Origin of the sequence: Micromonospora sp. D75, from assembly GCF_018070405.1 — a bacterium.
Classification (GTDB): Bacteria; Actinomycetota; Actinomycetes; order Mycobacteriales; family Micromonosporaceae; genus Micromonospora; species Micromonospora chalcea.
This window is the reverse complement of record NZ_JAGPXV010000140.1, coordinates 1-10938: the sequence shown is the minus strand read 5'-3', so window position 1 is coordinate 10938 and position 10938 is coordinate 1. Positions and strand designations below refer to the sequence as shown.

11 protein-coding genes are annotated in these 10938 nt (G+C 72.8%); 9 read left to right on the top strand and 2 right to left on the bottom strand.

Annotated elements, in window-relative coordinates; all coding sequences use genetic code 11:
* The 8 genes from KBX39_RS33265 to KBX39_RS11430 form a co-directional block, all read left to right on the top strand.
* A partial coding sequence (locus KBX39_RS33265; protein ID WP_247660094.1) for a ricin-type beta-trefoil lectin domain protein occupies positions 1-649 on the top strand: 649 nt, incomplete at its 5' end.
* A gap of 104 nt (positions 650-753) precedes the next feature.
* Entirely contained in the window at positions 754-1170 is a 417-nt protein-coding gene (locus tag KBX39_RS11460) for a PPOX class F420-dependent oxidoreductase (protein ID WP_030499597.1), read from the top strand.
* 43 nt (positions 1171-1213) lie between these two features.
* Complete coding sequence (locus KBX39_RS11455; protein WP_104115318.1) at positions 1214-1804, top strand: DinB family protein; 591 nt, start codon at positions 1214-1216, stop codon at positions 1802-1804.
* An 88-nt stretch (positions 1805-1892) separates the two neighbouring features.
* Positions 1893-3704 carry a hypothetical protein gene (locus KBX39_RS11450; RefSeq protein WP_210870410.1) on the top strand — a complete coding sequence of 604 codons (1812 nt, stop codon included), beginning with the start codon at positions 1893-1895 and terminating at the stop codon, positions 3702-3704.
* Positions 3705-3759: 55 nt separating this feature from the next.
* A complete protein-coding gene (locus KBX39_RS11445; protein WP_223201151.1) occupies positions 3760-4836 on the top strand; it encodes a glycosyltransferase family 2 protein in 1077 nt (358 codons plus the stop codon).
* Between the two features lie 114 nt (positions 4837-4950).
* Positions 4951-6096, top strand: coding sequence for an SPFH domain-containing protein (locus KBX39_RS11440; RefSeq protein ID WP_210870408.1), 1146 nt, complete (start codon positions 4951-4953; stop codon positions 6094-6096).
* A gap of 46 nt (positions 6097-6142) precedes the next feature.
* On the top strand, positions 6143-7231 hold the full coding sequence (locus tag KBX39_RS11435; RefSeq protein ID WP_043325226.1) for a hypothetical protein: 1089 nt from the start codon (positions 6143-6145) through the stop codon (positions 7229-7231).
* A 159-nt stretch (positions 7232-7390) separates the two neighbouring features.
* Positions 7391-8083 (top strand): DUF4386 domain-containing protein, encoded by a 693-nt coding sequence (locus tag KBX39_RS11430; protein ID WP_069090016.1) that lies wholly within the window; start codon positions 7391-7393, stop codon positions 8081-8083.
* 5 nt (positions 8084-8088) lie between these two features.
* Here the strand turns inward: KBX39_RS11430 and KBX39_RS11425 are convergent, their stop codons facing one another.
* Complete coding sequence (locus tag KBX39_RS11425) at positions 8089-8868, bottom strand: SDR family NAD(P)-dependent oxidoreductase (RefSeq protein ID WP_104115323.1); 780 nt, start codon at positions 8866-8868, stop codon at positions 8089-8091.
* Positions 8869-8954: 86 nt separating this feature from the next.
* On the opposite strand from KBX39_RS11425, the gene KBX39_RS11420 reads away from it, so the two are divergent.
* Complete coding sequence (locus KBX39_RS11420) at positions 8955-9794, top strand: helix-turn-helix transcriptional regulator (protein WP_064447392.1); 840 nt, start codon at positions 8955-8957, stop codon at positions 9792-9794.
* A 230-nt stretch (positions 9795-10024) separates the two neighbouring features.
* Here the strand turns inward: KBX39_RS11420 and KBX39_RS11415 are convergent.
* Positions 10025-10938: cellulose-binding protein (locus KBX39_RS11415; protein ID WP_210870406.1), on the bottom strand; the 914-nt coding region annotated here is incomplete at its 5' end.

The following is a 10938-nucleotide window of genomic DNA, read 5'->3' as shown; positions in this document are numbered from 1 at the left end:
CATCCCGCTCGCCAACTCCGGCCAGGCGGCGGCGGTACGCACGTTCAACGCCGCGCTGCCCGGCATCGTGCAGTCGAAGGTGAACGCCGGCAAGCGCGTCCACCTGGTCGACCAGTACTCGGCGCTGACCACCGCCGACCTGATCGACGGCATCCACCCGACCGCCACCGGCTACGACAAGATGGCGGCGGTCTGGTACCGGGCGTTGCAGTCGGTGTCCGGCAGCATCGGCACCCCGGGCAGCGGCGGCGGCACGTACCAGAACGTGCAGCTCGTCGGTGCCGGCTCCGGCCGGTGCCTGGACGTGCCGAACGGCAGCACCACGAACGGCACCGCGGTGCAGCTGTACGACTGCTGGGGCGGCACCATGCAGCGCTGGACCTACACCTCGGACAAGCAGTTGCAGGTGCTCGGCAACAAGTGCCTCGACGCCAGCGGACGGGGCACCGCGAACGGCACCAGCGTGATCATCTGGGACTGCAACGGCCAGCCCAACCAGCAGTGGAACCTCAACGCCAACGGCACGATCAGCGGCGTCCAGTCCGGGCGCTGCCTGGACGCGGCGGGCTACGGCACCGCCAACGGGACGAGGATCAACCTCTGGGACTGCCACGGCGGCACCAACCAGCAGTGGAGCGCACGCGCCTGACCGGCGTGCGACGGGCTCCCCGGCGGCGTCCGCCGGGGAGCCCGTCCGGGCGGCGCCCGCCGCATGACCAGCGGCGGGCCCGGCGGGTACGTAGAGTGAGAGCCATGTCGAAGCCGCCGCTGCCCGAGCCCGCCGTCGCCATGCTGGGCAAGCCGAATCCCGCCGTCATCGCCACGCTTCGCGACGGCCAGCCGGTGTCCGCGGCCACCTGGTACCTCTGGGAGGACGGCCGCGTCCTGGTGAACATGGACGAGGGCCGCCGCCGGCTGGCACACCTGCGCAGCGATCCCCGGGTCTCCCTGACCGTGCTGGACGAGGGGAACTGGTACACCCACGTCAGCCTGATCGGGCGGGTGGTCGAGCTGCGCGACGACGAGGGCCTGGCGGACATCGACCGGATCTCGCAGCACTACACCGGGCGGCCGTACCCCCGGCGGGACCGCAAGCGGGTCAGCGCGTGGATCGAGATCGAGCGCTGGCACGGGTGGGGCGCGCACAAGGACAACAGCCAGACCGGCTGACGGCGCCCCCACGATGTCCGACCCATGCGGAAGAGTGTCGGGCATGAGTGAGCCGTACGACCCGAAGGCAGCGCTGCACCACTACCTGCGCGCGATCCGGGAGAATCTGATCTGGAAGCTCGACGGGCTGAGCGAACGCGAGGCCCGGCTTCCCCGCACCGCGACCGGCAACAACCTGCTGGGGGTGCTCAAGCACTGCCTGAACGTCGAGGCCGGCTACTTCGGGCCGACGTTCGGCCGCGAGTTCCCCACACCGGCGGAGCTGGTCGCCACCGAGACGTTCGACGCCGACCCGCAGGCCGACTGGTACGCCCGCGAGGACGAGACCAAGGACGGGCTGATCGACCTGTACCGCCGCGTCGCGGCGTTCGCGGACGAGACGATCGACATGCTGCCGCTGGACGCGCCGGGGCGGGTGCCGTGGTGGCTGCCCGGCCGACAGGACGTGACGCTGCACCAGGTCCTCGTGCACGTCTGCGTCGACCTGGCCCGGCACGCCGGGCACGCCGACATCCTGCGCGAGCAGCACGACGCCGCGATAGGGCTGGGGCAGGAGAACCGGAACGTCCCCGAGGGCTACGACTGGCCGGCGTACGTCGACCGGCTGTCGGCGCTCGCCGACCGGTTCGCGTAGGCGGTTTTCCGGTAATGCGGCCGGAAGTTTCAACCACATTTCGGACAGTGGATCGACAGGACCAGCAGCATCGTGAAGCATCTATCCCATGAAGATCCGGCCCGCCGTCGCCCCGCCGACCGCTGAGGACACCGGTCCCGAGCAGCCTCCCGCCGACCGGCCCTCGGACGACCGCCCCTCCGACGAACGGCCTGTGGACGGCAGACGCCGATGGCGGCCGAACCCGGAGTGGACGCTGGCGATCCTGGGCAGCCTGCTGCTGGCGGTGGTGCTGACCTGGCCGACGATGCGGCACCCGGCGACCACCATCCCCGGCGACCTGGGCGACCCCACGTTGCAGGCGTGGCAGGTCGCCTGGTCGGGGCACGCCCTGCTCAACGACCCGGCCAACCTCTGGCACTCGAACACGTTCTTCCCGGAGCGCTACACCTACGCCTACAGCGACACGCTGCTCGGCTACGCGCCGTTCGGGATGGTCGGCTCCGGCTTCGAGGCCGCCGTGATCCGCTACAACGTGCTCTACGTGCTGCTGCACGCGCTGGCGTTCCTCGGGGCGTACGCGCTGGCCCGGCAGCTCGGCGCGAACCGCTGGGGCGGCGCGGTCGCCGGGATCGCGTGGGCGTACGCGCCCTGGCGGCTGGCGCACTCCGGCCACCTGAACATCCTGTCCAGCGGCGGGATCGCGCTGGCCCTGGCGATGCTGGCCCGGGGTCACGGCTGGTCGCTACGCCACGGCTACCGGCCGGAGCGCCGCCGTCCCGGCTGGGCGGTGGCCGGGTGGCTCGTCGCCGCCTGGCAGGTCACGCTCGGCTTCGGCATCGGGCTGCCGCTCGTCTACTTCCTGCTGGCCGCCGTGCTGGTGGCGGCCGGCTGCTACGGCTGGTCCTGGCGGCGCAAGCGGGAGCGTCCGCCGTTCGGCCGCCGGCTGCTGATCGCGGACCTGGCCGGCGGCGCCGTGTTCGGCGCCGTGACGCTGCTGCTCGGCCTGGTCTACCTGCGCGTCGTCGACCTCAACCCGCAGGCCGTCCGCTCGCTGGACTGGACCAAGATGTTCTCCCCTCCGCTGATCGGGTTCATCACCGCGCCCGGCGACTCGTGGCTGTGGGGGGAACGGCACGCCGCCGCCCGGGAGCAGCTGACCTGGCCGCCGGAGATGGCGCTGCTGCCCGGGATGACGCTGATCGGGCTGGCCGCGGCGGGGCTGTTCGTCTCGTCGTTCCCGGTGCGGCACCGGGTCGCGCTGGGGCTCGGCGTGGTCGGCACCGTGCTGCTCGGCCTGGGCGCCACCCTCGGCGGGGACGGCGACCCCGGCTATCTGACGCTGTCCACGCTCCTGCCCGGCTGGGACGCGCTGCGCACGCCGGGCCGGATGATGCACTGGACCAGCCTGCTGCTGGCGGTGCTGGCCGCCGGGCTGGTCACCGCGCTCGCCGAGTCCTGGCACCGGCCCTCGGCCCACCGCTGGTCCCGGGCCGTGGCGCCGCTGGTCCTGCTGGTGCCGCTCGCGCTGGTGACGCTGGAGGGCGTCAACCGCACGCCGCACCCGGTCGTGCCGACGCCGCCGGCCGCGATGCGTACCGCGCCGGAGCCGATGCTGGTGCTGCCCGCCGGCGGGATCGGCGACCTGAACTACATGCTCTGGTCCACCGACGGGTTCCCCCGGATCACCAACGGGCTCGGCGGTTTCGAGCCGGTCACCCAGGCGCAGACCCGGGTCGCCGTGGCGACGTTCCCCGACGCGGGCAGCGTGGCGTACCTGCGCGGGATCGGCGTCCGGTCGGTCGTCGCGGTGCCGAGCCGCGCGGCGGGCACGCCGTGGGAGGGCATCGAGAACCGGCCCGTCGACGGATTGGGCATCACCCGGGAGGACCTCGATGGCACGCTCGTCTACCGGCTCTGACGCCGCCGGCGCCGGAGGCCCGCGCCCGGGCGCCGGGCCGGGCGGGACGACGCCGATGCGGCTGTCGGTGGTGGTGCCCTGCTTCAACGAGGAAGAGTCGGTGGAGCGGCTGCACGAGATGCTCAGCACCGCGCTCGCCGAGCTGCCCGACGTGGACGTCGAGGTGGTGTACGTCGACGACGGCAGCGAGGACGGCACGCTCGCGGCGCTGCGCCGGCTCGCCGCCGCCGACCCGACGGTCTGCTACACGTCGCTGAGCCGCAACTTCGGCAAGGAGGCGGCCATGCTCGCCGGGCTGCACCGGGCCACCGGCGACGCGGTCGTCATCATGGACGCCGACCTGCAGCATCCGCCGCGCCTGCTGCCCGAGATGGTCGCGCTCTACCGCCAGGGCTTCGACCAGGTGATCGCCCGCCGCGACCGGCGCGGCGACCGGTTCATCCGGATGGTCGCCTCACGCTCGTTCTACCGCCTGGTCAACTGGTGGATAGACGTCCGCCTGCTGGACGGCGCGGGTGACTTCCGCCTGCTGTCCCGGCTCGCGGTGAACGCGATCCTGGCGATGCCCGAGTACAACCGCTTCTCCAAGGGCCTGTTCTCGTGGATCGGCTTCCGCACCGTGGTGGTGGCGCACCGCAACGAGAGCAGGCAGGCGGGGCGGAGCCGGTGGACGTTCGGCAAGCTGTTCAACTACGCGTTCGACGGTCTGCTGTCGTTCAACAACCGGCCGCTGCGCCTGGCGATCTACGGCGGGCTCTTCCTCACGCTCATCGCGGTGGGCTACATGGCGTGGGTGGTCGCCGACGCCGTGGAGAAGGGCATCGACGTGCCCGGTTACACCACCATCATCGTCAGCGTGATCGGCCTCGGCGGGATTCAGATGATGATCCTGGGCGTGATCGGCGAGTACATCGGCCGGATCTACTACGAGACCAAACGCCGGCCGCACTATCTGGTGCAGGAGACCGAACGGCCGGTCCCGGAGACCGGCGGCCCGCCCCGGCTGCCGAACCAGCGCGCCGCGTGGTCCACCGACCGGGGTCCACGTGCGGCGCCGGCTTGGGAGGATCCGTCCCGAGATGCCTCCCGGCGTCACGGGGGCGGGGAATCGATGAGCGGCGACACCGGCTGAACGACGGCGATCGGTAGGTGCCGATCAGCGCACCATTGTTCTCTTTTCGCAGGTGGCGGGGGGTTGCTATCGTCGCCCGCGACGCCGGAGAACGGCGCCGAGGAAAGGGTTGCGATGGGGCTGATGGACAAGCTCCGGGGCGAGCTCATCGACATCGTCGAGTGGCTGGACGACAGCCGGGACACGATCGTCTGGCGGTTCCCCCGGTATCAGAACGAGATCAAGATGGGCGCCAAGCTGGTCGTCCGGGAGTCCCAGACGGCGGTGTTCGTCAACGAGGGGAAGATCGCCGACGTCTTCCCGCCGGGAACGTACACGCTGGAGACCCGCAACCTGCCGATCCTGTCCACCCTGAAGGGCTGGAAGTACGGCTTCAACTCGCCGTTCAAGGCCGAGGTGTACTTCGTCAACACCCGGCAGTTCACGGACATGAAGTGGGGCACCCAGAACCCGGTGATCCTGCGCGACGCCGAGTTCGGCGTGGTCCGGGTGCGGGCGTTCGGCGCCTTCGCGGCGCGGGTGGTCGACCCGGCGCAGCTGCTGCGTGAGCTGGTCGGCACCGACCCGCAGTTCCGCACCGAGGAGGTGCAGGAGTACCTGCGGCAGCTGATCGTGGGCCGGCTCGGCGGCGCGCTCGCCACGGCCGGCGTGCCGCTGCTGGACCTCGCCGCGCACCAGGACGCGATCGGCCGGAGGCTGGCCGCCGTGCTGACCGAGGAACTGGCCGAGGTCGGTATCGCGATCCCCAAGTTCGTCATCGAGAACGTGTCGGTGCCGCCGGAGGTCGAGCAGGCGCTGGACAAGCGGACCAGCATGGGCGCGGTCGGCGACCTGGACCGCTACACCCGCTTCCAGGCCGCGAACGCGATGGAGGCCGCGGCGAACAACCCGGGCGGCGAGGCGGGCGCGGGCATCGGCCTGGGCCTGGGCATGGCGATGGGCCAGCAGATGGCCCGGACGATGGGCGGCGGCGGGGCCACGCAGCCGGCGCAGCCGTCGGCCGCGCAGCCGTCGGCCGCGCAGCCGGGCGCCGCCGAGCCGCCGCCGCTGCCGGGCCAGGCCCAGTGGTACGTCGGCGTCGGTGGCCAGCGGCAGGGCCCGTACGACCTCGGCGGGCTGGCCGAGCAGGCGGGCGCCGGCGCGCTCGGCCCGGACACGCTGGTCTGGCGTGCCGGGATGGCGCAGTGGCAGCCCGCCGGACAGGTGCCGGAGCTGGCGTCGGTGCTGGCCAGCGTCCCGCCGCCGCTGCCGCCGCAATGAACGCACGTCAGCGGGTGAGTCGTCCCCGCACCGGGCAGGTGCCGGCATGAGCGACACGACTGTCTCCCCGCCCTCGTACCGGTGCGGGGGTTGCGGGGCCCGGGTGGAGTTCGCGCCGGGCACGACGACGCTCAGTTGCCCGTACTGCGGGCACCGGCAGGAGATCGCCGGCGCGGGCCGCGAGGTGCGCGAGCACGCGTACGCGGATCTCGCGTCGTTGCCCCGCAAGCCGGTGGCGAGCGTCGGGGCGCACACGTTCGTCTGCCCGGGCTGCGGGGCCCGGACGGAGAGCGACGTGCTGGCGCAGCGCTGCCAGTTCTGCGCCACGCCGCTGGTGGCCGACGCCGCGGCGGGCGAGCTGATTGCTCCTGAGGCGGTGCTGCCGTTCGCGGTGGACCGCAACGGCGTACGGACGGCGCTGGGCCAGTGGTGCCGCAGCCGCTGGTTCGCGCCGGGGAGCCTGAAGAAGGTCAGCGAGGCGGAGACGCTGAAGGGCACGTACCTGCCGCACTGGACGTTCGACGCGCGGACCGTGTCGGACTACCGGGGTCAGCGGGGCGAGTACTACTACGTCACCGAGACGTACACGGTGACCGTCGACGGCAAGCAGGAGACGCGGACCCGGCAGGTGCGGCACACCCGGTGGCATCCGGCCGCCGGCACCGTCAGCCGGGACTTCGACGACGTGCTGGTGCCCGCCACCACCCACCTGCCCACCGAGCAGCTGGACAAGCTGGCGCCGTGGCCGCTGACCGAGGCGGCCGCGTACCACGGCGACTACCTGGCCGGATACCAGGCGCTGCGGTACGACACCGAGCCCGAGGCGGGCCTGACCGAGGCGAAGGCGCGGATGGCGCCGGTCATCGAGGGGGACTGCCGGTCGGACATCGGCGGTGACGAGCAACGGGTGTCCGCAGTGGACACCACGTACTCCGACGTGTCGTACAAGCTGATCCTGCTGCCGGTGTGGATCGCCGCGTACCTGCACGCCGGCCGCTCGTACCAGGTGCTGGTGAACGCGCGCACCGGCGAGGTGATCGGTGAGCGGCCGTACAGCGCCGCGAAGATCGCGGCGGCGGTGTTCGCCGCGCTGGTGCTCGTCGCCGTAGTGGTGGCGCTCATGATGAACCGTTAGCGTCGCCGCGCTGTCGTACGCCCACGGGCCACCGGTATCCGTTACCGGTGGCCCGTGCGCATCGCGCGAGGAGTCTGACCGAGCGGCCGATTCGCCGCCGCGCCGATCCGCCGCAGAGTGAGGGAACGACCACCGGCCGAGCGGCGGAGGGCAGCCCCGATGGACTCACTGCGCAAGACGTCGCTGGTCGCGGGCGGGTTCTACCTGCTCACCTTCGTCTCGATCCCGACCCTCACGCTGTACGCCCCGATACGCGAGGCGGACTACATCCTCGGCGGCACGCCGGACACCCCGGTCGTCGTCGGCGGCGTCCTGGAGGTGATCGTCGCCCTCGCCTGCATCGGCACCGCGATCGCGCTGCACCCGGTGCTCAAGCGGCAGGGTGAGGCGCGTGCGCTGGGCTTCGTCGCCGCCCGCGTGCTGGAGGCCGCCGGCATCTTCATCGGCGTCGCGAGCATCCTGACCCTGGTCGCCCTGCGGCGGGCCGGCGCCGAACCGGACGCGCTGGTCACCGGCCGGACACTCGTCGCCTTCTACGACTCGGTGTTCCTGCTCAGCCAGGCGCTCCTCCCGGCCGTGAACGCCCTGCTGCTGGGCTCCCTGCTCTACCAGTCCCGCCTGGTGCCGCGCATCCTGCCGGTGCTCGGGCTCGCCGGGGCGCCGCTGCTCGTCGCCTCCGATCTGGGCACGCTGTTCGGCGCCTGGGACCGGCTGTCCCCGGTGGCGGCGGTCGCCGCGCTGCCCATCGCGGTGTGGGAGTTCTCGCTCGGCGTCTACCTGGTCGTCAAGGGCTTCAAGCCGGTCACGGACGGCACGGTCGCGCCCCGGCCGGTCCAGGACGCCACCGTCTGAGCCGGTCAGGCCCGCGCGCCGCCGTCGACCCGCAGCACCGTACCGGTGACGAAGGAGGCGCGGTCGCTGAGCAGCCACGCGGCGGCCTGGGCGATCTCGTCGGGTTCGGCGGCCCGGCGCAACGGGCTGGCGGCGGCGAGCCGCTCGATGATCCCGGGTGACTCCGCGTCCCAGGCGCGCATCATCTCGGTGAGCGTGCTGCCCGGGGCGATCGCGTTGACCCGGATGCCCTCCGGGCCGTAGGTGATCGCCGCGGATTCGGTGAGGCTGTTCACCGCGCGCTTCATCGCGCCGTACGCGGGCAGCGCGGGGTTGCCCATCAGGCTGCCGACGCTGGAGTTGTTCACGATCGCGCCGGTGCCGGCGGTGGCCCGGATCGCGGCGACCTCGGCGACCATGGCGAGCCACGGTCCCTTGAGGTTGACGGTGTAGAGGTGGTCGAAGTCCTCTTCGCGCACCCGGTCCATCGGTCCGGGCGGCACGATCGTCGCGCCGTTGTTGAAGGCGACGTCGAGGCGGCCGTACACCTCGACGACGCGGTCCACGGCGGCGCGCACGCTCGCCGCGTCGGCCAGGTCGCAGACGACGTACTCGGCGGTGCCGCCGGCGGCCCGGACCTGTTCGGTGACCGCCTTCAACTGTTCCTCGGTCCGGGCGGCGAGCAGCACCCGGGCGCCCTCGGCGGCGAACAGCCGGGCCGCCGCGGCGCCGATGCCCCGCCCGGCGCCGGTGATGAACGCGACCTTGTCTGCGAGCAGGCCCTCAGTGGTTCGTGTGGTGTCCATGCGGCAAGCCTGCGGCCGGGCGCGGAGCCCATCCAGGCACCGGCGGTACCTGGCTACCAGCCGCCGTGCACGGGCACACTGGGGTCGTGGACCGACGTGAGCTGGCAGTGTTCCTGCGCAGCAGGCGGGAGCGGATCGCCCCGGCCGACGTGGGCCTGCCCGCCGGGCGGCGTCGCCGCACCCCGGGGCTGCGCCGCGAGGAGGCGGCGCGGCTGGCGTTCATCTCGACCGAGTACTACACCCGGCTGGAGCAGGGCCGGGCTCCGCGTCCGTCGCGGGAGGTGCTGGCCGGGCTGGCCCGCGCGCTGCGGCTGTCCGACGCCGAACGCGACCACCTCCACCACCTGGCCGGGGAGCCGCCCGCGCCGCCGCCCGGGCCACCCCGGGAGGTACGGCAGAGCGTGCTGGACCTGCTGCACCGGCTGCCGCAGGCGGCGGCGTTCGTGACCTCGGCGACGTTCGAGGTGATCGCCTGGAACGACCTCGCGGCGGCGCTCATGGAGGACTTCTCCGCGGTGTCCCGGCGGGATCGCAACCTGGTCCGTCGGGCGTTCCTCGGCCCGCACCTGATGTACGGCGTGTCGGACGCGAGCGAGTTCGCCCGCCACTCGGTCGGGCGGCTGCGCGCCGCCGCGGCCCGCTATCCGGACGACCCGGAGATGGCCGCGCTGATAGCGGACCTGCTCGCCGGCAGCGCGGAGTTCGCCCGCCTGTGGGCCTCCCACGACGTCGGCGGCGCGCGGACGCTGTGCAAGACGTTCCGGCACCCGCTGGTCGGGCCGGTGACTGTGAACTGCGACGTCCTCGACATCACCGACCGCGACCAGCAGGTGGTCATCTACACCGCCACGCCCGGCTCGCCCTCGGAGGAGGCGCTGCGGCTGCTCTCCGTGATCGGCACCCAGCGCATGACCGCCGAGCGCTGAGCCCGCGCCGAGCCGGCCCTCCACGGGCCGCACCGGCTCGGGGCAACGGGCCGATCTCGGCGAGAATGCGGGATGCGCGTTCCGAATAGCGAGATGCGGGAAGATCTTGGTACGAGAGCGCCCCTACAGGGGCCGTTTCGTACCAAGATCTGGCCGTCGGGCTGCCGAACCACCCCGGTCCGGCTACGTCGCCGGGGCGAGATGGTGGGCGGCGGGTGGCGGGGGGTGGATCAGCAGCCGATGCGGGTGGCGCCCATCGCCACGTCGTCGTACCAGAGGGTGTCGGCCCCGCCGCCGTAGCTCTCCCAGCCCAGCTTCAGGTCGGTGAGCTGCGGTCGCCAGGTGCGGTTGTACCACTGGCCGTCGATGTCGTGCGTCGGTACGCCGTCGGCGGTCAGCCCGGTGACTGCGACGCCGTCCAGCCAGGTGCGGAGCTGACCGGCCGAGCCGTCCACCATGAACTCCAGGCAGGCCCAGCGGTTGGTGGGCAGCGGCACGCTCTGCGCCACCCCGGCCGGGCTCTGTTCGGGCAGCGTGGCGTCGTCGGAGGCGCGGTTCCACTGCAGGGCGCCGTTCTGGCCGCCCAGCCGCAGGTCCCGGTTGCCGTCGGCGGCGTCGGACATGGTGATCATCGTGGTGTGGTCGGTGGGCTGGGCGGTGGTGTGCCGCACCCAGATCCGGGCGTACCTGACGCTGCCCAGGGCGCTGAGGTTCTTCGTGGTCCGCACGAAGACGTGGTTGCAGTAGCCGGCGGCGCCGTTGATCCGGATCGCGCGGCTGCCGCTGTGCGTGGTGGACGTGTCGATGGTGGCCGTGCCGGCGCCGGAGCAGTCCGGGCTCACCACGCTCCAGTCGCCGGACGGCGTCGAGCCGGTCTGGTTCTCGAAGCCGTCGCAGAGCACCGCCCCGGCGCATCCGCTCGGCGGCGGGGTGGTCGGCGGTGCGCTGGTGGGCGGCGCCGTCGTGGGCGGAGCGGTGGTCGGGGGCGCGGTGGTCGGCGGGGCGGTGGTGGGTGGGGCGGTCGTCGGCGGGGCGGTGGTCGGAACCGCCGTGGTGGGCACCACTGTCGGCGACGGCGCGGCGCCGTTGCACGGGACGCCGTTGAGCGTGAACCCGCCCGGCGCGCCGCCGGCGGCGCTGAACG